Source organism: Dickeya sp. Secpp 1600 (assembly GCF_003049805.1).
GTDB lineage: Bacteria > Pseudomonadota > Gammaproteobacteria > Enterobacterales > Enterobacteriaceae > Dickeya > Dickeya fangzhongdai.
In genome coordinates, this window is the sequence record NZ_CP023484.1 from 1113769 (window position 1) to 1135553 (window position 21785).

Here is a 21785-nt window from a genome sequence, read left to right on the forward strand (position 1 = left end):
ATCATTAATTTGACGGTTGTAGTTCAGAACCATCAGGTTCATTCAACGGTACTATTTTTAACGAAAGCGAGAAGATTCCGCCAATTAAAGCAATTATAAGGATTTCTATCAAAACATTCTGTGCGGGCTCTGCGCCAATACCGATAAATGTTAAATAGACAGAGTAAGCCCCGTATAAAACAATCACAGAGCTCATCACCAGACTAAGGGTGAACGCCCGGATCTCTTCAGGAAGGCGAGCCAGTAAATTACTGATGGCGACGTCCTGTCCCATTGTTACGCATGCCCGGAAAAATAAAACATATAAAATAAGTGCAAATATGCCATCGCAATAGATATAGAGGAAATAACAACCGGCAGATAATAATGCGAGGCTGCCAAAGGACAGCATAACCAGCGATTTATCATCAAACTTCGCTGCGGCACGTGGCACAATGACACCCTTAACATAGTGGGCGGCGTCAAAGGAGGCAATAAACAGGAATAAAGGGATAAGATAAATAATGCTGATGTCCATGATATTGTATTCCCTAAACTCCGCCACCATCAGGTAGGTATGAACATGGACCATTGAGAAGTTAAGTAAAACAATTATCAACGAAATTTTAATCAGCATGACCAACTGATCTCGGGTCATCGCTCTGAGACAAGAAATAAAATTTTTAAGCGTGTTTTTATCACCGGCTTTCTGGTTATTTTCAGTGTCAGTTTCTTGTGCACTATTTCTTTGCGGATAGCGCCACAGCCAGATACCTAAAATAATAAACATAATTGCCGGGATAAACAGCATCGCTTCTGCATACCCGATAGTTCGATACATGACGAGCAAAATGAGCAGAAAGATGATCGGGACAATCGACACAATCTCCTTGCCGTATCGTTGCGAAAGCAGAAGTGCTTTGGTGCGCAACCCACTTTCCTCACCATGCTTAATGATTTGGTTGTCTATCATGTCTTGCAGCATTGCCTGATAGGCCCCCGAAATCAGGCTCATACCGATAGCGCTGAGAAATGAGCTGAGGATCAGCAGTGATATTTGCAAGCCGGCATCGTGGGTGCTTGTCAGTGAGAAAAAAAGTGTGAGCAGAGCCGATGCGGTAAAATGGCTACCCAAAGCAACGCTTCTAAAATGCCCCAGCTTGTCGGCGAGTAAACCCGATGGCACTTCGAGGAGGATTGATGAATAAAATGCGATAGAAACGCGTAGCGACACCGCGGAATTAAACATCCCGCCTAAAGCGCCGACCAAAAGATGGCTTAACTGATTTGATGTCGATTGCATCGCGCGGAAGGTGCTATCCAGATAGCCGATGCTTTTTAACCAATTACTATTTTTCATTTTTTATTGCTCACGCCTTGCCAGATAAAATTGAGTCAGATAGTTAATCGCCAGTTGCGCATCATTCTTTTTAGGATGCAAAGCATCATCACTAAATAGTGCTCTTAATTCACTGTCTTTGATCTGTGGTGAAAAAGAACGAATGATTTCTACTACTCGATCAATATAACGTTCGTACCAACTAATAGAACGAACCTTCGCTAAAATAAGTCGGGCGGTGAGTGACGAAAATTGCTTTTGCATGACGAGATGACGCGTAATATGGTCTATATGCACCCATGAGAGCGTTATCTCTTCATAATTTCCGGAATGATAACGTAATGCTACATCTGCGTCAGAATGGTAATAACCCATAATGTATCCCTGAAAAATCTGTCCCACTCCTACCATCCCAGCAGTATAACAATCGGCAGCGCGCAGTGCTCCCATGCTGGAACAGCCCAGCAACAACCCTCCGGCCTGAATAAATTCCAGACATTCAACCACGGTTACAGACATTTTCGTGCCAAATAAACCATCAACGATTAATACTGGGCGACCGCTACCTGTTAATGCTGCCAGCTCTCCACCCTGAATCGGTGGGCGATATTCAATAATATCGTCACGCTGTTTAATCGTTGAAACTGACGGACCACCAAATACGATCGGTTTACGTTTAGGTGAAAAAAGCATAATTATCCCACCCGGCCCGGATTAACATGCCAGTCATACAGGCCAGGAATAACGGCTTTAACCGTATGAAAAGGTAGATCGTGCAGCGATAAGTCCACAATATAAACATCCTCTATCTCTTGCTTTTCGAGAACCTTCGCAAGAAATTGCGTCGCAGCTGTCAGCGTTTGGGGAGACTGTTCTGAAGGAGATGGTTCTAAAGGTGATTGCTCTGATGACGGCATCGCCACGTTGGCATAATGTTTGTGGAATAACGCCTTCAATTTGCTAAATTTCGATGTTTCAAAGAAGGATTGTGAGCGGTACTTTTTCTCCTGCCGGCTTAAATCTTCCCGGGAGGCTTGCAGACTCACCACCAGCCCCTGAATAGCTTCCATCATTGCGGCATCCAGCGCGTCAGATTCGGTAAAACCCGACGCAGAACCAGCAATCATAAACTTTGGCCCCATACTGACGGGATCATACAGAGCAACGTAGTAAGTGGGTAAGGGACCGTGTATGCGCAACGCGAAACTTTCGTACCCTTTATCGTTAAGATGTTCCCACAACGTCATGGTCGATGCTCTGGAAATGGTCGAGAGATCAACGAAGTCAGCGCAGATTTTGGACAGGCAGTGTTTGTAAAACAAGGATGTCGTATTACGTTCAATCGACTCCATGATCGCAAAACAGGTCGCTTCCTCCAGACTGCCGCCGCAAGCCAGTCCGGAAGTATGTGCTTGTATATTAGAGCTATGCCTGTCGGAACCATGATATGGAAATTGTACTTCAATAGCCGGGAGGCGCAGCTCGCGACCCGTATGCCACTCATATCCGTTTATCCATTGCTGAATATCACATTCCGGAGTGAAGCCTAATCGTTGCAGTGTCTTTTTATCGTCCCTGGTTGCCTGATGATGAAAAATGGCATGCTCGCACCAGCAAGCACAGTGCCGTTCATACGCTTCCATCAGCGCGCTGCAGGTCGCAGCGATTAAACTACGACCTTTACCCTGTGTGGATGATATCTGGCCTTTTTTTATCTCCGTTCTCACTGCATTGACGATGGATACCCCAGGAAGATTAATAAACTCGCCGACTGAAGTGAGTCTTGAAATACCTAAACGCTTACGCAGCGGTAGCGCCAGCGCCAGCACTTCTTTCTCGGTATAACGCCTTAAGCCGGGATGCGTTGCCGTTTTCAAGGTTCATTCCTCCCGGCTGAAAAATCATAGGCAAGAGTCAGGCATTTCAACTGAATATATTTATTTATCTGCTTTCTGAGCGTTAAAGGAAGTTCAGCATAGGCTTTCTGCGCATCAGCCAGGCAATGGAGTCTGAGCAGTTCCGTTAGCGAATGATAAAGTTGGGCGCTGATTAATTGCGACGTTCCCTGATAGTCATGAGTAAGCCAGTACTTTGCTTCATTTTTTTCCAGCGCGCTGTGCAGCTTGCAGCCGGGGCTAAGACGTAACAATCCCGGCAGGTTTTGTTCATCCAATTCCCACTCGCGCAGTTCAACGATATAGCCGCCAAATACCACGGCATCGATATGCGTTGAAAGCAGCATTTCTATTGCCTGCTGTGGCTCTTCAACGATCGGTTGTCCGCGGACATTGAATGAGGTATTCAGCAAAACTGGAAATCCAGAGCGTTCGCCAAAGGCATTCAACAACGCGTGGATTTCGGCATTGTCATGCTCCGAGACCGTTTGTACCCGTGCAGTACCATCGACATGGGTGATTGCTGCGAGTTTATCTCGGTATGCTTTTTTAACCGGCAGAACTTCGAGCATGTATTTATGTTCACCATCCCCGTCAAAGTACTGGCTAAGATGTTCGGCGGCGACCATTGGGGCAAAGGGGCGGAAGTCTTCACGGAATTTCACCCACTTGTTGATGAATTTCCAGGTGTCCATTGAACATGGACTTGCCAGTAATGAGCGAGCGCCTAATGCGCGCGGACCAAATTCAGAACCTTTACTGCAGGAAAAATACCCGATGACTTGTCCGGCGTTTAATCGTCCCGCCAGCGCGGCAGTGTCAATGGCGGTGATGGTTATTCTGTCGGCAAAGCGGTTGGCGGCAAAAGCAATATCCCGGTGATGATAAACTTTGCCCAGATAGTCATGGCTAAAGGCATCATTCAGGGTTTTTCCATGCCTTTTGTAATAGGCGGCGCTGGCCGCTCCGATGGAGATACCGGCATCATGTTGCGCGGGAAATAGATAGAAGTCTTTTAATTTAAGATGGTTGCGAACCTTGAAGTTGACGACGGAATTTAACGCCACACCGCCGGTCATGACCAGCGGCGTATTATTCGTAATCTGGTAACGCTCCAGGCGGGAAAATATTCCTTGTTCTAATACTGCCTGCACCGAAGCCGCCAGGTTGGCGTAATCCATGGGATTGGATTTCTTTTCAGTAAATTTTTGCTTCCACAAATAGCCATACGATAGGCCTGACGGTGTTTCAACAGCGATTTCATTAGCATACTCAGGCGTGCCGTACGGCGCTAATCCCATCAATTTACCGGAGGCTTGCCAGGAATTAAATACGAACTGGCTCACGGAAGCATAGGCTTCTCCAAGGGAAAAACTGCCATTTCTGATATTAAACGACGGGCTGTATTCCCGGTTTACTAGTTGATAGCCCTGCTGATCAAAAGAATAATGCGACACGACATGCAACAACGGCTTAATTCCGTTCAGACCCGCATTCAGGTAGGCGGCAAATTCTTCGCCACTGCATAAAAGATCTTCCCGGCCCACGACGGTTCCGCCTGAACCATCAACGACCAGCACATTACCCTGGTTAAATTTCGAACCAGACCAGGCTGCAAAGGCATGACACAGATGATGGCTGGCAAAGACGGCTTTGGCGGAAAACGGATCAAACAGGGTGAAATCTGCGGCATGGATCGGCTGATTAAGGCCGACATACTCCGGTGTGGCAGCCTGAATATTATAGGCAAAGCAGTTCACATCATTATAAGTAAGGCCTGCTGCTGAAAGGCAGTAATCCACTGCCAGGGTACTGTCGAGAATATTCCGGCCATCATGTTTAATCCGCGTAAGGCGTTCCAGTTGAATACCATAACGAATTTTTCCGTTGACCATCAGGCATGCCGACGCATCATGACTGGCGGAAATGCCGACAATGACATCATCATCAGGTTTAATCAGAGGGAGTGACGACGTTATATTTGTGGCTATGGTCGCCTGAGAGGCGAAGGTGATCCGATCGAACAGCCCTTCTGCTTGTAACCCTATCGTATGCTCGCCGGTATGACTTAGCCGCTCGGTAGAGATTAGCAGTGTTCCGTTTTCCCCAATGATTTTCTGACCATCGACTATTGCCGTCAACCGGGTTGTGCGTGCGATGCTTCCCTGAAAACTGGCGACCAGGCTGATTTTCACTCCGGTGTCTGTTGATGGCAATGTGAGTGCGGTTTCCACCCGCGTCGATCTTTCGACATTGAGATCCCAACACTGTGGCATTGGTTGTGGAAGTGGCTTATTTTCAAATAAGTACAATCCCTGATAAGCCTCACCCAGGTAGATCATACCGGCGTGCAGCGCAAGGCGATCGTGAGGATGCCCCGATTTTATAAGAAAGTCGCGTAGGTTGGCTGCCAGCCCTGCGAGGTAAACTACGGCGGCGGAAGTGCCTTTGATGGAGTCTGACGCACCAGTATTATTACGTGTTGGATAGTCAAATTCCCTGACGATAAATTCTATATTGCCATTACCTGCTGGCGTTTTTCCTGGAATGGTGTTGTTTTTTAATAACAGTGCAACGCCGATTGCTTCCGTCGAAGAGCCTGGAAAACGCTGGCGGCCGAAATCATGACCTACCGATGCCAGTATGTAAGGCTTTTCAATTTCGTCGGAAAAGTGAGATAACGCCGCATGCAGCGAATGAGAAAATTCATTTTCAGCAGAAGAATAAGCATGCGCTTCAATATGACAGTTGCCAAATTGTTTGGCGACACGCTTTCTCACGCTATCATAGCCTTGGGATAAGGCATCAAGGTAACTGGCGGAAACAACGCGGGAAAAGTCTTCTCCTGAGCAAGAAAAAAGATCGCTGGCCAGCAAACTGGAGATTTTAACAGTATGTGGATGTAGTATTTCTACATTTGATATTTCCGCCAGCCTTACGATCTCGTTTTTTCTTGCACTATCAAATAGCAGGATAGTCGTGTTGTTAGTATCCATACATTGCCTTATTAACCAGTACTATTATATTTATTTTTTTAAGTCAGAATGAAGGAGTGAAATTCATCCTCTGACAGGCGTTTTCTATATTTGCCAAATCTGTCACGATCACTTCAGTTGAGATACCTACCCCTAGCTCATAGGTAATGGCTTTAAGGTCGGTGCATTGCGTAATGGCTTGTTCTAGCAGAGGAAACACCTCAGCAACAATTTTTTCTGAGTGCGTGTCACGATATCGCCAATGATGCTTGGGATGAACGCTACCTCCTGCAATATGAATCTCATTAACGGCTGAAAGTGGCAGACTATTCAGGACATCTTCCGGTTTCAGACCATAATAGATCGCATAAGAAAATACATGGCTAATATCCAACACAACACCGCATTGATTAGCATCAACCAGACGATGAAAAAATTCACCCAGCGTCATGTCGCCCGCGGCAATACTGAACGAGGGAATTTCAGCACAGAACGGAATGCGGGAGACTTGCTGAATACGTTTTACACCCTCGATTGTCATTGCAAGGACTGATTCGCAGAGCACCGGTGCGGCGAAATAGGGTAGATTATAAGGGCCAACATTCCAGATGCCGATATCTTCCAGGCACCATGCCGCTTGCAGTACATCACTGATGTTGCTTTGACGCTCCAGTACATCAGGCCGTAATCCATCAATTCCCGCAGGCTCCATGCCTGAAAAATGGTGTATGATTGGATAGTCAATAAAAGTCTGACGAAATGTTTTAGCGACAGCGAGATCTGGAATAGCGACGACTGACAGATGGCTGATTCCGTTTTGGGATAATTTCAATAGCTCACTTAATTTATGACCATAGCTGTGAGTGTAATCAATCCCTAATCCTACAAGTGAGCTCATGCTGTCTCCTTAAGTGAAATCGCTACTTTCCCATTTTCATTGTGTAAGCGTAAACATGCTGTTTTATTCTCGAATGTGACATCTGAGAGATGATCCGCTTTGTTCAACAGTGATAATGAAAAATATCTGTCGAGAATAATCTCTTCAGTTGTCGACTTTTCGGCAACATGACTTATTTTCGATTGCCACGGTGAGTTTTCCGAGTTTGTTGAGATGCCAGAATAAATGCCATCAATCAGAAATATGGTTTTCTCTTCTTCAGTCAGGTCGGATTTTTCGACGACAAATGAGCAAAAGCTTTCAATAAGCGTCCTGCTGTTCCAGTTCCAGAAACTGTCTGACTCACAATAGGCTATTACCAGGGTAAGAAACTGCTCTTTGCTAAAAAAACGCGGGGAAAAGTGCATGTCTGAATAAAGCACGGTACGCAAATTTCGCTGCCTGGCGGCGCGTTCAACGATCAGTCTTTCGCTGTCCATCGTTTGGGCAAGGTACTGATACTCGGTATCTGCACCGCTTATCCGATAGTTGTTGCTATATAGCATCGATACATACGCTTTCTGTAACTTTTTCGCGTCCAAGATTAACCTCCCGAAATAGCTACTTCGAATGTCAAATGATCACCATCGGTTAGGATTGGGTTACTATCAACTGACATCGTATTGTTAATAAAAAGGGTAATGAAAGGTTTTAACTTGCAGCTTTCATTTTTTTCTACGGCTATTAATTTAAATGCCTCAGGATTCATACTCCTGATTTCAAGTAAAATATCATTAAGATTTTTAGCGTCTGTTGTTATCTTACTTGTGCTTTTTATTGATTCTGGCAGCGATATCGCAATCATCGTCATACAGTTCCATTAATTATTATGGCATTGACATCCAGGGCGTTTTTTCGTGGTTAGTAACTGATGCTGATTGTTGAGCATGTCTATTTTTAATAGTTTTCCATTTAAACAGTCGCCAATCCCAAGAATAATCTTTAGTACTTCATTTGCCTGATAGATCCCGAGCATTCCAGGGATAACACCAATAACGCCATTTTCTGTGCAGGATGGCGCTAATTCTGCTGGAGGGGCTTCCGGATAGACACAGCGGTAACAAGGCGCCTGATTATTAGAGCGTGTCATGACTTGTCCGGAAAAACGGAATACGGCCGCGGAGACGACGGGTTTTCCTGCCGCGACAGCGGAATCGTTAATAATGTACCGGGCTTTAAAGTTGTCGGTACAATCTACGATGACGTCGTAACTGTCTACTAATGCATCAATATTTTCTGGCGTTACTCGCTCATCAATAGTATTAACGGTGATCTCAGAGTTGAGTGCCCGTAGTGTATGGAATGCAGAATCAACTTTTTTCTTCTTCAGCATGTTTTCGTTATGAATGACCTGCCGTTGCAAATTGCTCAGATCGACAATGTCATGATCGACAATGGCAATTTCACCAACGCCGGCGGCTGCGAGATACAACAGGCATGATGAGCCAAGTCCTCCGGCACCAACAACCAGTACTTTCGCTTGCATAATTTTTAACTGGCCATCGGAACCGATGTCTTGTAGCGACAGATGTCTTGCATAACGCTTTTTATCATTTTCGCTAAGGCTCTGCGGGTATTCAATCTGATTCCCCTGAGCTTTCCATGCTTCAAATCCACCCTGAAGGGAGTAGATATTCGAATAATTAAGTAGCATTAAATTTAATGCAGCATACCTGGAGCGTAAGCCACTTGCACAAAAGAGGACTATAGGTTTATCTAATTCTATTTTTCTTTTCTTTAGCTCTATTTCTAAAAAACCACGTCCGATAGTAAGTGCTTTGGGAATAGTACCATCAAGAAATTCATGGCTCTCTCTTACATCAATCAAAAGAAAACCGTCGCTGTCTTTCAATTCATCTATCGATATTGAACGGATACTGTCAATTCCATCGACTATGTTGCTCATAAAAAAATACCTTTCGATTACTGAAAAGTAAAATATGGTTTTGATGTTTGCTTTAAGATGGATAGATTAAGGAAAGGTGGCCGCATCGCGGCCACTTTTTCTTACTCTTGCCACTCTTTATTCGAAACCATGCAGGTTACATCCAGCAGAATTTCATTTTCAGCTTCGGTATTTTCTGCATTCAGTTCAGCAACAGCCAACTCTAATTCTTGAGCCTTATCCATATTAATTTCCTTATAGTTTCACATTGAGTTTTTTGAATTAAGCAGAATGTGTTTATTCCGCGTGACAAATATTATTGGCTATAAATAATTGTGTCAATAATGTTAAAAAATGTATTGTAATTTGAGATAAAACTCTGTTCACTTAGTTTTTGTATGGTTAATGAGGTGTTTATATCTTTTTTTTAACATGAAAGCAGAGATTAATCCCTTGGTTTGCCATAATGGTTACCAATGAATTTAATTGGTAATTAAAATGAAACTTCTCCATTAATGTCCCGGTGATTAAAAAATGATCTTGGTGGTTTGGGGATTATAGGTGCGTAACTAAATACATATGTGGATATTTGCTTGCTATTAATTAGATGAATATTTATATGTGATATAGTTGCTATGGTATATTACTCATTCAATATGCGTTGGCGGCTGTCGCTACTCTTGTCCTTAACGCCCGTTATTTTTATTAAATAATATTCTGATATCGCGACCAGGCTTTTTATTTGCAGATACCGCCCCAGCCCGCAGGTGAAATCGGCGGTACATATCTGCCCGCCGGGCGGTGTGGAATCAGGGGGGAGCCGACGGTTATTTGTCGCGGTGTTTTGCCGACCGTCAAACCGGATGCCCGATGGGACGGCATCCGGTTTGATATGTCGTGTCTGGTTTGACGTGTATAGCGGCTTAAGCGTGCTGACGTCGCCAGGCGTCAATCACGGCTTTGGCTACATACAGGTCCTGAATCGCCAGGCCCGAACTGTCGAAAACGGTGATGTCCGAGGCCGCTTCGCGGCCGGTGACGCTGCCGGAAAGCACATCGCCAATGGCGAAAACGGCCTTATCCTCGTCGGCGTGCTGGAATTCACCAATGCGGCGAGACTGCGCCGGAAGATCGCAGAATAACCGGCCGGCCATCAGTAGTTCGACCGGCAGTTCCTGTTTGCCGACGGCGTCCGAGCCCATTGAGGAGACGTGCGTGCCGGGGCGAACCCAGGCGGCATCAAAGAGCGGCGCTCTGGCGGTGGTGGCGGCGATGATGATGTCCGCCGCCCGACAGGCCGCTTGTGCCTGACATGCCCGCGCCGGCAGCGCGTTGGCGCGCAGGGCCTCCACCATGTTTTGGGTGGCGGCTTCAGTACGCCCGACAACCAGAATCTCCTTGATCGTGCGAATGCGCGCCACCGCCCCGACCTCGTAACGCGCCTGATGGCCGGTGCCGAAAACCGTCAGTACCGAGGCGTCGGCGCGCGCCAGCGCATCGGTAGCCACCGCATCGGCGGCCGCGGTGCGATAGGCATTCAGGGTTCCAGCTTCTACCGCTGAGTCGATAACGCCTCGCGACTGGTCGAAAAGGAAGATGATTGAGTTGTGGCACGGTAGCCCGCCGGCGAGGTTTCCCGGCCAATAAGAACCTACTTTCAGTCCCGCCAGTTCCGGTGTGGCGCCTGACTTCACGGTAAACCGGTTGCCGGGGTCGGAGCCATGACCGTGGACGACGGGGAAGTTGGCGGTGGCAGGGTGTACCGCATCGATCAGCGCGGCGCGCACCGCATCATAGGCCATCGCGTGGCTGGCCAATGCTGCACTGTCTTTCTCATTAATTAAAAACATGATGCTTACCTCACCATCCACCGAAACGTGACCATTGCGACAGCGGCGCGTCCGCTTGCGCAGGAATAACATGATAGGCGTCGAACTGGCCTGCCGTAGCGCAGGCGTGATTCGGCAGAATACGCAGCCGCGTGCCGACCGGCAGATCCGGTAACGGTCCGTCGCTGCCGGGGCGCAGTGCAATGATGCCGTGTTCCTGATTGGCCGCGGTGACGATAAGATCGGGGATGATCTTTCCGTGGTCATCGCAGACGAGGCCGTACCCCTGATCGATCGCCTGATTGGCGGTGCCGCGATCGCGCGAGAGCGCCATCCAGCCGGCGTCCACCATGATCCAGCCGCGCGCGGCCTGATGACCGATGACGGTGGTCAGCACGGACAAGGCGATATCATCGGTGCGGCACACGCCGATCCCGGCCATCACCAGATCGAAGAAGACGTAGACGCCGGCCCGCACTTCGGTCACGCCAGCCAGATTGCGGGCGGCGTGCGCGGTGGGCGTTGAACCGACGCTGACGATGGGGCAGGGCAAGCCGGCCTGCCGCAGGTTGTCAGCCGCGGTCACCGCCGCGCTACGTTCCTGTTCGGCAAACGCCGCGTGGGCGCCGGCGCCGGCTACGCCGTAGCTTTCTCCCGCATGCGTCAGTACGCCCCGCAGCAATCCGCCGCCGTCGTGCAGCACGCGACCGATCTCGATAAGCGCCGGCGATGCCGGCGGCAAACCGCTGCGGTGGCCGTCGCTGTCGACCTCCAGCAGCGCCGGGATCTGGATACCGGATGCGCGCGACGCATCGACAACCGCCTGCGCCTGCTCGATAGAGTCCAATAGTACGGTCAGGTCACAGCCGGCTTTAATCAACTGTACGACGCGAGGCAGCTTCTGCGGCGCAATGCCCACCGCGTACAGGATGTCCCTGATGCCGGATTCGAAAAACACCTCCGCCTCACGCAACGTTGAAACGGTCGCCGGCCCGGTGCCGTCGGTGAGCAACCGGCGGGCGACCTCCACCGATTTTGCCGTTTTCAGGTGCGGGCGTAAGGTGATGCCAGCAAGCTCCGGGCGATCGCGCAGGCGTGCGATGTTGGCCAGCATGATTTTTTCGTCGAGTACCAGCGAGGGAGTAGGTAAAGTCGATAGCCGATCGGTCAGTGTCATGGTGTAGTTCTCATTTTGCTCTGTCGGTATGAGATTTTTACCCTGTCGCCATTTAGAATGGAATTTACCAAAACTGCATCTGTTGTTAAGACTGACATTAATGATCACCTCCCGGGACCTGCATTTCTTTTCCGTTCTTGCCAGCGCCCCTTCGCTGGCTGCGGCGGCGCGAGCGCTTGATGTGACGGCGCCTGCCGTGACGCAACGCCTGCAGGCGCTCGAACAGCGTCTGGGGGTTCAGCTCGTCGATCGCTCCAGCCATCGCTACCACCTGACGGCGGAAGGCGCCTTGCTGGCGGAGAAGGGGGCCGATGTGTTGGATCAAATCGAGGGGATCGCGGCCTTGCTTGCCGAGCGGCGAAACGAGGTGATCGGCCCGTTGAGAGTGCTGGCGCCGCTGGGGTTTGGGCGAGCCTATGTGGCGGAGGCGGTAACGCGCATGTGTCGGCAATTTCCGACCATCGAACCCTCGCTGATGCTGTCGGATGCGCCGATTGGGACGCTGGATATCGATGACTGGGATGTATTGATTCATGTCGGCCCGTTGACCGACTCCAGCCTGGCGCTGCGGCCGCTGGCGCCTAACCGCCGTATTCTGTGCGCAGCGCCTGACTATCTGGCGCAACACGGAATGCCCGAGCATCCGATGGATCTTCCCCGCCATGTATGCGGCGTGCTGCGGGAAGACCGGGCGGATGCGTCGCTGTGGGGATTCGCCCGCCGTAACGATGGCGAGACGAAGACCGTGCGTATCAGGCCCGTTTTCACCAGTAATGACGGCGAGGTGGTCAGGAATTGGGCCGTCGCCGGGCTTTGCCTGATTCAGCGCTCCGAGTGGGCGATCGCCGACGATCTGAAAGCCGGGCGCCTGGTCGAAGTGATGCCTGACTGGCGTCTGCCGAGCGCGGATGTCGTCGCTCTGCTTGGGCCACGGGCCGGGCGCGCGGCCCGTATGGAACGGTTCGTTGAAATACTAAAAGCGTTATTGGTGCCGGTTCCCTGGCGCGTGTAGCGACGCGTGCGGGGGATTCGAACGCGTCACGCTATCTCGCGTCGCCCCTGCGTTTGCGACTCAGACAGAAATAGAGCACGAAGAACGCCATGATCGCCAGCGAGACGATATTCACCACGCGCCAGCCGCCTTCACCGCTCATGAACAGCCCGGCGCCCAACGCCGCCACCAGGTTGAAGGAATAGGTCGCCAGTGAGTTGATGCCCTGTAGTCTATGTTTGATCGCGTTCTCTTTTATGCTGTTAATCAGGAACGTGCCGCCGCTGAACATAAAAGACCAGCCGAGTCCCACCAGAATCAACGAGAGGACGTAGCCGGTCATGTCCGTATTGATTAACGCGGTGCCGGTGCCGGCGATGAAAAACAGGGCGCCGACAACGATCGTCACCGGCGTGCTCAGGATATTCATCAACAACGGTAAGCACAGCGCCGGCGCGTACATGGCAACGAAATGCCATTGCAGTACCGTTGCGCTCGCACGGATATTGAAATGGTGGTGAGACATCGCCAGCGGCGTCGAATTCATGATCAGGGTCATGATGGCGAATCCCACCGCGCAACTGACGGTGCCCGTCATGAAGGCCGGTGAGCGCAACGCCGCCGAATAATGCGCGTTATCCGGCGCGTCGTTCCGCATGGCGGGCGAAGGGGCGGTATGCGGCAGATTGATAAAGTTTTGCGTCGCCAGCACCAGTAAAAAAATGACGGCGGCGATAAGAAAGGCGCCCAGGTACGGGTAGCGGTCAAACATCATGATGCCGTGTCCGGCGACGAATGGGCCTAAAAATCCGCCGATAACGCCGCTGCCAATCACCAGCGACGTCGCTTTTTTATTCCTGGCGTCATTGTCCGACACTTCGGCGGCGGCAAAACGATAGTACTGGTTGAATACCGTGGCGCCTCCCAAAATCAGCGTGGACACAGTAAATAAAGTAAAATAGCGGTAATACAGCGCAATCGCGGCCAGTACGCTGCCGATAAGCCCAATAAGGCCGCCGATCAAAAATGCCGTTCTTCTGCCATAGCGGCTCATCAGCGAAGAGACGAAATAGACCATCAGCGTGGAACCGCATACGGTGGCGGTGACGGGTAAGGTGGCGAGATAAGGAACCGGAGACAGGCTTTGGCCCGCCAGCGTGGAGGTTAACGTCAATAGAGAGATGATGGAGCCGGTTAACCCTTGCCCGATGAACAGCAGAATAATATTGCGATACCCCTTTTTCATCCCACTCTTCCCTTCATCATCGATTCGCTAATTCTATCCTGACGCTTTCGCCTATGGCGAGCGGCTCGTTACCGCAAGTCCCTGAGTCATAGCTCGATGATGGTAAATAAATTGTTACAAATGTGTGGCGATAGAATATTAAATTCACTGGAAATGATTAGCATCAGATGAAATGAATAATTTTCACTGCGAGTGATATCCGAACAATGTTCTGTATACGGAAAAGGAAATCACACCCTATAAGCCTGATGATGAGTAGCCAGTCATCATCGGGTAATTAGCGGGAAATAAAGGCGACAATAAACGTGTTAAATATATCCATGCCGATGGTGTGATGAAAAACAGCCGTTTGTCTGGCGATCAATCATTAGCTATTTTCATGATGACAGGATTTGGGCACATTTTCTCTTCGCTAATGAATCGATTTAGTCGCAGGATAAGTATGCGGATAGAGCGACGGGATGGAAATTGTTTTCTTATTATTTCCTTGTTAAGGGTGTGGTGTTGTTATCGATCGCGTGCATCTTTTTTGGAAATGAATAGACATATTTTAACTCTATTGATTATTTTATTATAAATTTCGCGTGTAAATGATTTGCAATAGAGAGGTCGCCATTATTCAAAAAAGATGAATTTCATATTCAATAAGTTCTATTGACGACCTAAAAATATCAACTTAAGCTCACTGCGAAATTTCCGCAGATAAGCCGTTTTTCATGTCCTCATTTTTTGAAAAAACAACCGGGTTATTAATCAAATAACTTGATTAGTGATAGTGCTATACCCTAAATAATTCAGGTTGCAGGAAAATGAGAAGCAAGTGAAAGCCCATCCGCTCACGACAATCAGTGAATGGGGAACATAACGCCGCCGCGATACCCGTCATCGGATGTATGACGGGTATAAAGCATATATAAAGGTTATTCAGATGAACATTCAGAGAAAGGAAAGTCGGCTGAATGACGCCGATGATTTTCTGATGGAAACCGGCGCGAAAGAAATCGCGTTGGCGATTATAGAGAAGATATTCGCACGTCGCTGTCTGGCAGAGGAGGGCGCCCGGGAAAATTGCCGCTATGAGGATGAAGTCGCACCTCATCTTGATACCGTCATGCAGGCGGTCAGCCATCAGCAACCGATAGTCATGATTCTGCCCGCCTTTCCGGGAAAGTCACCGAATCGCAAGAAAACCCTCAGCCATCTTCCTGATTATGCAGAGCTTTACGCACTGGATAATTTGCATGAATTATGTCAGGAAATTCGCCGCGTTTACCAGCCTGGCGCCGTTATCGGTATTTGTTCTGACGGTTATGTCTTTGCCGATGTGGTCAGAATCCCCGATCGCCAGGTGAAAGCTTATACGGATGTGATCAGCGACTATTGCACGAAAAAATATCCGGGCATGTTTTTTATGTATGACCTGATTGATACCTATCCGGGAATCAAGGATCTCGACTCCCTGCGGGAAGAATTGATGATTCAGTACGGTACGTCGTTATTGGCGCTGAAGAACAGGGTAAAAGAGGAGCCTGAAGCCGCCTCCATGTATAGAGGCGTGACGCGTTTTCTGTGCGAGGACTACGGCGGCATGGATGAATTTACCGGCGTCAGCAACGCGCAAATTCAGAAAGTGGCCCGCGTGGCGGCTTACCGCGTAATTCAGCGCAGCGAAGCCTGGAGCAAACATCTGGAAGAGAAATTCCCGCAGGCGGTGCGTCTGTCGATTCATCCGCAATTCCGCATTTCCAAAAAGATCGGCATCAGACTGGCTCCGGTAAAAGATCGCTGGCGGACGCCGTGGCATTCGGTGGCGGTAAAACGGGGCGCTGACATTTATCTGGAAAAACGCAGCAATGTGGACGAACGCCATTATCAGCTGATCTTTAAATCGGGCCGCCCGTTTCATTACGTCAGTACTCAAATAACTGACGTCAGCACTCAGATGAACGCGGAGTAAACTATGTCGGTAAATAAAGCTGCGATTTTCGATCTGGACGGTACGCTGGTCGATACCTTGCCCGGCATCGCATTTGCATTACGTCAGGCGCTGGGCGGATTAGGCGTAACGCCGGACCCGGCGTTCATTGTCAGGGCGCATATCGGCGGCGGGTCGGGAAACATGCTGGCTGCCGCCGCCAGGCATCATGGCATCAGCGATACGGCGGCGCTGTCGCAACGCTACCACGCGCTGTATCAGGCGCATTGTCTGCACGAGACCGTCTGCTATGCCGGCGTGAAAGAACTGGTTGCGGCGCTAAAAGCACAGGGCGTCCGGCTGGCGGTACTGACCAATAAGGATGACGCGTTGTCCCACCGAATAGTGCAGGCGCTATTTCCGCCAGATACATTTGCGCTGCTGTATGGCGCCCGGCCCGATCGGCCGCTTAAGCCGGATATTAGCGGCTTACAACAGGTAATGACCGCGCTGGGGACGACGAGCGAACAGTGTCTGTATGTGGGCGATACGTCGATTGACGTGCAAACGGCAAACCTTGCCGGCGTTGCCGTCGCTTACGTGACGTGGGGATATGGCGATGCCGATAACATGGCCGACTGGCAGCCGAACCATATTTGTCATGACGTGGCGGAGTTGAATACCTGTCTGCGTCAGCATCTGGCGTGGCAGGAATCTGTTGTCTCGCGCTGAAAAAGCGTTAACGAGGTGAATGGCGTGAAATAAAGAGGATGCTGTCTCGCACAGCAGGAAATGCATTAATCATTAATACAGTTGTTTTCTGATTAATATTTATTTTAACCACCATCATGATGACGGCGGTGCCGGACATCATTAAGAGCCTATCTCAATAGGCTATAAGAATACGTTGGCTTTATATTTTATCTGGTCTTGTTATTTTTCTGGCGGCGCGATTTCAGTATGAAATGGCGAGCCCGTTTATTGGTTATGAGTGCAAGGAATATTCGACACATTGTTTTTTCCCGTGAGTGGAAACAATGGAAAATACCCAATATCAATGGAGTGGAATTATGCACGATAATTTGAGTGAGACGATCGGCAAGATAGCCGATATCGTAAAATCCTATCTGGTTCAGGCGCCGAATGATCGTTTTGAGCCGGAGGGGCGTGTATTGCTGGAAAAACAAATCAGCGCCTTCCTGCACGCTTTTGAACCCGTCAGGTTTGTCCTGCCCGGTTTCCCCTGCAAATCCCCTAATGTTGTCGACAAGTCGTTCGGCATTTTGCCGGATTATGGCGATGTGATTTCCATCAATCGTCTGGAGTCGCTGGCGAAAGCGATTCAGGCGTTATATGAACCCGGCTGTCAGGTGACCATTCTGAGCGATGGCACAACCTTTAATGATATTGTCGAGGTGCCGGATCACACCCGTAAAGAATATAACCATCAGTTACGAGCGCTGATTCAGTCGCCTTATATTGAATGGAAAGAACTCGGAGATTTCTTCCCGGAAACGCGCTCGGATGATGAAACGCGTAAAGCGTTGATCAAATCGGCCGGATTACCGTACAAGGGAATCGCTGACTTTATCAAACGCGTCGGGAATCATGATGAACTGGCGGCGACGCACGATAAAATCTGCAGTTATTTGTATAACGATGTGCGGCTGAACCGGCAGTCTCAGCAGTCTGATGAAGACTACCTGAGCAGCGTGGCGGAAAAAGCCTATCAGATGATGTACCGCGGTCAGGCCCTGAGTGCGCTGGTGGAACGGGCTTTTCCTGATGCGGTTCGTCTGTCGGTTCATCAGTATGACAACGACGGCCCGAAATTTACCTTCGGTTTTGCCGACGGCCTCTCCACCGTGCGTCAACCGTGGCACAGCGTGCCGGTTTTGTCGGCGTCGGGGAACGTTTCCCTGCTGGGACATGCCAGCGTTGATAAAAATCGCCACGTGCTGGTGACCTATCAGGGGCGCCCCTGGGTGTATGTGGAAAGTGAGGACGCCAGCGCCGGGAAATTCGATTACGAATTGCTCAAGCAACCGTTGTTCGGCCTGAAGATTGACGACCCGCAAGGGCTGGGGGTTGAGGCGCTGTCGCCGGCGTTTCTGGCTTTCCTGTCCGCTCAGTTCGGTTTCGTGTGCATCAAGGGCGTGCAGTTTGAGCGCAGCGAGCAACTGGAAACGTTTTGCCAGCCGTTCGGCGAGATTTTCCAGTGGCAGTTCGGTGCGGTGCATGTGGTGAAACCGGAGGAAAAACCGAGCGGATTCGTACATTCGCTGGAGAAAACGCCGATACACTGGGACCTGAGCATGATCCGGCTGGATCACGAACAGGTCGGCGGCAATCCCTGGTTTACCGCAGAGCGCTTCATGTTGTATTGCAAGACCCCGCCGAAGAAAGGCGAAGGCAGCACCACGGTGGTGGATGGCCGCATCGTGATGGAGATGGTCGGCCCGGACGTCGTGAAAAAATGGGAAGACGTTCACATCACCTATAACACCCCCATGACCTATTTCGGCGGCAAACCACGCACTTATCCGCTGGTGTATGCGCACCCGAAAACCGGCAAAAAGGCGTTTCGTTATCAGGAAGGCAGCGACTCCGAATTGCAGAAATTTACCGTCGAGGTGGAAGGCGTCTCCGGGCAGGAAAGCCGCGCCTTCATCGAAGAGCTTGACCGGCTGGTGTACGATGAGCGCTGCATGATTGCCCATGACTGGGATCAGGGCGACCTGCTGATCATCGATAACTGGCAGACGCTGCACGGCCGGCTACCGATGACCGAAGCATCGCGCAGTCGTGAGTTGTGGCGGGTGCAGGTATTTTAATCGTCGCGGGACGATGAGCAGTAGAAACGGGGCGAATCCGCCCCGTTGTTCATATCGGCAGGTCCTACGTGTTTTCTCCCGCCTCCAGCGTCTGACGCTGGGTCAGCGTCGGGAAATATTTCATCCACAACGCCACCACCAGCAAGGTGCCGACGCCGCCCAGTACGATGGCCGGCACTACCCCCAGCCAGGCGGCGGTCACGCCGGACTCGAATTCCCCCAGTTGGTTGGACGTGCCGATGAAGATGGAGTTGGCGGCGCTGACCCGACCGCGCATGTCATCCGGCGTTTCCAGTTGCACCAGCGTTGAGCGGATCACCACGCTGACCATGTCGGACGCGCCGAGAAACAGCAGCGCGAACAGCGACAGAAACAGATTGGTGGACAGGCCAAACGCGATGGTGGCCGCGCCGAACATCGCCACCGCCGAGAACATGATTTTACCGACGTTGCGGGTGAGCGGGCGCCGACTCAGGTAGACAGACATCAGTACCGCGCCGAGGGCGGGCGCACAGCGCAGCAGCCCCAGCCCCCACGGGCCGGTGTGCAGGATATCCTTGGCGACGATGGGCAGCAGCGCGGTGGCGCCGCCGAGCAGCACGGCGAACATATCCAGCGAAATGGACCCCAGAATCACCGGATTGCGGCGGATGAAGTTCATGCCGCCAAACAGGCTTTCCAGACTCACCGGCGTACGGGCCAGCGCCTTGTATTCATAGCGCAGGTTGAGCAGCACCAGAAATGAAATCAGAAAGCAGGCTACGCTGGCGGCGTAAAGGATGGTGGCGCCAAGCAGGTAAATCAGGCCGCCGAGCGCCGGGCCGGCGATAACCGTGGCTTCGCGGGCGGAGGCCATCAGCGCTACGGCGCGGGACAGCAGACCGGGCGCAATCAGGTTCGGCAGCAGCGCCTGCGTGGCCGGCATTTCAAATGCCCGCGTGGCGCCCAGCAGTGCGGAGCAGGCGTAAATCATGGTGGCGCTGATGGTATGGGTGACGTTGCCCAGTACCAGCACCAGTATGGTGGCGGCCATAAGCAGGCGGCAGCACAGGATAATCACGCGGCGGTTGTACTGATCCACCGCATGACCGGCAACCAGCGTCAACGCCAGCTGCGGCAGAAACTGGGCCAATCCGACCAGACCCAGATTCAGGGCGCTGTTGGTCAGGTCATACATCTGCCAGCCAATCCCGACCACCAGCATCTGAAATGCAAAGGAGGAGGCGATTTGTCCGATCCAGAAGCACAGAAAAGTGGGGTTTTTAAGTGGGGAAGCGGTTTCCACAGGTTGTTATCCACGACGGCAGTTGTAATGAAAAGCGTTCAGTGTACCCAAGTTATTGTTTTATTAAACTGAAGTTTTCTCCACAGATGTAAGCAAAATATAACCGATTGTGCGGGCTGGCGCGTATTGAAAAGCCAGGTTCCGATGTGACCGTTTAGCCTGCGCGACGACGAAAAGAAAAGTGAATGAATTGAGTGGCTTTGATGGTAAAGGATGAGGAATATTGATTTGTCTGGCTCTTTTTGCTGTCGGCGTGCGGGAAAAGGCGATAAAATAATAAACACAGGATTTTTTATCTATTGATATATTTAAATTTTATTTAACTTATTTGGTTTTAACGAGGATTTGTATGCAACAGTTGCCCGCTTGCCCGAAATGTCAGTCTGAATACACCTGGCAGGATGATGCCATGCTTAACTGCCCGGAATGCGGGCACGTGTGGTCGACGCAGGGCGACAGCGGCGCGCAGGAAGAAGGGCTGGTGGTGCGCGACGCCAACGGCAACCTGCTGGCGGACGGCGATACCGTTACCGTCGTCAAGGATCTGAAAGTCAAAGGCAGTTCGTCGACGCTGAAAATCGGCACCCGCGTGAAGGGGATTCGTCTGGTGGAAGGCGATCACAATATCGATTGCAAAATCGACGGTTTCGGCGCGATGAAGCTGAAATCTGAATTTGTGAAGAAAAGCTGATCTGAGAAACCGCGACTGAGAAACCGTGATTGATGAATGCCTCGCACTGCCCGGATTGCTCTGGGCAGCCCGGGTTGTTTAGCTGACAGCGTCGATCGGTCTATATTCCACCCGATTGCGGCCCTGATGCTTGGCCTGGTACAGCGCGGTGTCGGCGGTGCCGTACAACGTGTCGAATCCGGTGTGCGGCGGCGCCCAACTGACGCCGAAACTGGCGGTCACCTTTTGCTGAGGCAGCGCCTCCAGCGCGGCGTAATTCAAACTGGCGTGGATGTGCTCTGCGACATCTACCGCCGCCATCAGCGTATAGCCATCCAGCAGGATGGTGAACTCCTCGCCGCCGACGCGGCCAATGCTGCCTTTCCCCTGCAATACGTCGCGGATTCGGGCGATCAGCGAGCAGATCACCGCATCGCCGGTCGGATGGCCGTAAGCGTCGTTGACCTGCTTGAAATGGTCGATATCCAGCACAATCAGCGCCGCCTGATCCTGCTCCAGCGCATGGTCGACCAGATCGATGATCGCGCTGCGGTTGAAGACATCGGTCAGCGGGTCATGGGTGGCTTTGTATTCCAGCTCCACCGCCAACTGATGCAGTTGGGTATTGAGGCGGGTCAGCTCCCGTTCCGCGCGGTCGCTGCGGGTAATCAGGCGGTGGGTTTCCCGCACCAGCCGTTGATAGTGTTCCGCCAGCATAATCAGGCTTTCCCGGTACACCTCCGCCGGCATATCGGCCTGCGCGGCGATGTTGCGGGCTGACAGCAGGATGTCATATTCGGGGGTGAACAGTTCATAGCTACTCATGCC

General features: G+C 50.9%; 19 protein-coding genes. 5 read left to right on the forward strand and 14 right to left on the reverse strand.

All coding sequences use genetic code 11. The features are described from left to right. Positions 1–4: 4 nt before the first annotated feature. The 11 genes from CPA59_RS05120 to CPA59_RS05165 form a co-directional block, all read right to left on the reverse strand. Positions 5–1339, reverse strand: coding sequence for an MFS transporter (locus tag CPA59_RS05120; RefSeq protein ID WP_100849071.1), 1335 nt, complete (start codon positions 1337–1339; stop codon positions 5–7). A 3-nt stretch (positions 1340–1342) separates the two neighbouring features. Continuing rightward, positions 1343–2011, reverse strand: coding sequence for a TfuA-like protein (locus tag CPA59_RS05125; RefSeq protein WP_049854475.1), 669 nt, complete (start codon positions 2009–2011; stop codon positions 1343–1345). 2 nt (positions 2012–2013) lie between these two features. Then, positions 2014–3195 carry a YcaO-like family protein gene (locus CPA59_RS05130; protein WP_038918113.1) on the reverse strand — a complete coding sequence of 394 codons (1182 nt, stop codon included), beginning with the start codon at positions 3193–3195 and terminating at the stop codon, positions 2014–2016. Beyond that, positions 3192–6209, reverse strand: a complete 3018-nt coding sequence (locus CPA59_RS05135) for a carbamoyltransferase C-terminal domain-containing protein (RefSeq protein WP_107758827.1) — start codon at positions 6207–6209, stop codon at positions 3192–3194. Before CPA59_RS05135 ends, CPA59_RS05130 begins: the two co-directional genes overlap by 4 nt. Positions 6210–6252: 43 nt before the next feature. After that, positions 6253–7086, reverse strand: coding sequence for a DUF692 family multinuclear iron-containing protein (locus CPA59_RS05140; RefSeq protein WP_107758828.1), 834 nt, complete (start codon positions 7084–7086; stop codon positions 6253–6255). Further along, positions 7083–7667 carry a hypothetical protein gene (locus CPA59_RS05145; protein WP_107758829.1) on the reverse strand — a complete coding sequence of 195 codons (585 nt, stop codon included), beginning with the start codon at positions 7665–7667 and terminating at the stop codon, positions 7083–7085. The genes CPA59_RS05140 and CPA59_RS05145 overlap by 4 nt, the downstream gene beginning before the upstream one ends. Positions 7668–7669: 2 nt before the next feature. Beyond that, on the reverse strand, positions 7670–7936 hold the full coding sequence (locus CPA59_RS05150; RefSeq protein WP_107758830.1) for a hypothetical protein: 267 nt from the start codon (positions 7934–7936) through the stop codon (positions 7670–7672). Between the two features lie 9 nt (positions 7937–7945). Then, entirely contained in the window at positions 7946–9031 is a 1086-nt protein-coding gene (gene moeB, locus CPA59_RS05155) for a molybdopterin-synthase adenylyltransferase MoeB (RefSeq protein WP_107758831.1), read from the reverse strand. A 101-nt stretch (positions 9032–9132) separates the two neighbouring features. Then, the gene (locus CPA59_RS23085) at positions 9133–9255 is read right to left on the reverse strand and encodes a hypothetical protein (RefSeq protein WP_022632489.1); all 123 of its coding nucleotides are present in this window, start codon (positions 9253–9255) and stop codon (positions 9133–9135) included. A 678-nt stretch (positions 9256–9933) separates the two neighbouring features. Next, a complete protein-coding gene (locus CPA59_RS05160) occupies positions 9934–10860 on the reverse strand; it encodes an ornithine cyclodeaminase family protein (protein ID WP_107758832.1) in 927 nt (308 codons plus the stop codon). 10 nt (positions 10861–10870) lie between these two features. Next, complete coding sequence (locus CPA59_RS05165; protein WP_107758833.1) at positions 10871–12016, reverse strand: DSD1 family PLP-dependent enzyme; 1146 nt, start codon at positions 12014–12016, stop codon at positions 10871–10873. Positions 12017–12116: 100 nt separating this feature from the next. On the opposite strand from CPA59_RS05165, the gene CPA59_RS05170 reads away from it, so the two are divergent. Beyond that, positions 12117–13028 (forward strand): LysR family transcriptional regulator, encoded by a 912-nt coding sequence (locus tag CPA59_RS05170; RefSeq protein WP_107758834.1) that lies wholly within the window; start codon positions 12117–12119, stop codon positions 13026–13028. Positions 13029–13059: 31 nt separating this feature from the next. Here CPA59_RS05170 and CPA59_RS05175 read toward each other — a convergent pair whose 3' ends face one another. After that, positions 13060–14253, reverse strand: coding sequence for an MFS transporter (locus CPA59_RS05175; RefSeq protein WP_107758835.1), 1194 nt, complete (start codon positions 14251–14253; stop codon positions 13060–13062). Between the two features lie 928 nt (positions 14254–15181). Here CPA59_RS05175 and CPA59_RS05180 point away from each other — a divergent pair. The 3 genes from CPA59_RS05180 to CPA59_RS05190 all read left to right on the forward strand — a co-directional run bounded on the left by CPA59_RS05180 (position 15182) and on the right by CPA59_RS05190 (position 19002). Next, positions 15182–16210, forward strand: a complete 1029-nt coding sequence (locus CPA59_RS05180; protein ID WP_225622643.1) for an L-tyrosine/L-tryptophan isonitrile synthase family protein — start codon at positions 15182–15184, stop codon at positions 16208–16210. Positions 16211–16213: 3 nt separating this feature from the next. Continuing rightward, positions 16214–16900: an HAD family hydrolase gene (locus CPA59_RS05185; RefSeq protein ID WP_107758836.1), complete on the forward strand. Its 687-nt coding sequence runs from the start codon at positions 16214–16216 to the stop codon at positions 16898–16900. Positions 16901–17238: 338 nt separating this feature from the next. Beyond that, on the forward strand, positions 17239–19002 hold the full coding sequence (locus tag CPA59_RS05190; RefSeq protein WP_107758837.1) for an L-tyrosine/L-tryptophan isonitrile synthase family protein: 1764 nt from the start codon (positions 17239–17241) through the stop codon (positions 19000–19002). A gap of 64 nt (positions 19003–19066) precedes the next feature. Here CPA59_RS05190 and CPA59_RS05195 read toward each other — a convergent pair whose 3' ends face one another. Beyond that, positions 19067–20287 carry an MFS transporter gene (locus tag CPA59_RS05195; protein WP_100849082.1) on the reverse strand — a complete coding sequence of 407 codons (1221 nt, stop codon included), beginning with the start codon at positions 20285–20287 and terminating at the stop codon, positions 19067–19069. A 349-nt stretch (positions 20288–20636) separates the two neighbouring features. Between CPA59_RS05195 and CPA59_RS05200 the strand changes: the two genes are divergently transcribed. Beyond that, positions 20637–20978 carry a zinc ribbon domain-containing protein YjdM gene (locus tag CPA59_RS05200; protein WP_038918124.1) on the forward strand — a complete coding sequence of 114 codons (342 nt, stop codon included), beginning with the start codon at positions 20637–20639 and terminating at the stop codon, positions 20976–20978. A 78-nt stretch (positions 20979–21056) separates the two neighbouring features. Here the strand turns inward: CPA59_RS05200 and CPA59_RS05205 are convergent, their stop codons facing one another. Then, positions 21057–21782, reverse strand: a complete 726-nt coding sequence (locus CPA59_RS05205; RefSeq protein WP_100849083.1) for a GGDEF domain-containing protein — start codon at positions 21780–21782, stop codon at positions 21057–21059. Positions 21783–21785: the final 3 nt, after the last annotated feature.